Here is a 255-nt window from a genome sequence, read left to right as displayed (position 1 = left end):
GGTTAATCAGGCCCGCATCCTGCTGAAAAACAACACACACGAAAACGACTGATGTTATCGCCGCCTTCGGGCGGCGATTCAGGGAGACCATTAATCATGAACAAAACGCTGAATGCACTGGTTTGTCACCACGCCCGTAACCTGCTGCTGGCGCAGGGCTGGCCGGAAGAGACGGATATTGAACAACTGAATCCGCACTATCCGGGCTGGATCAGCATTTATGTGCGACTGGATGTATCCCGGCTGGCGACGTTA

At 53.7% G+C, this 255-nt stretch carries 1 pseudogene; it reads left to right on the top strand.

What is annotated here, in order from left to right:
* Nucleotides 1-96: 96 nt before the first annotated feature.
* Nucleotides 97-255: pseudogene (locus E0D98_RS28350) on the top strand (hypothetical protein); the annotation flags it as partial.

This window comes from Escherichia sp. KCJ4928 (assembly GCF_004352695.1).
In the GTDB taxonomy this organism is placed as follows: Bacteria; Pseudomonadota; Gammaproteobacteria; order Enterobacterales; family Enterobacteriaceae; genus ECMA0423.
This window is presented reverse-complemented; position numbering and strand designations above follow the sequence as displayed.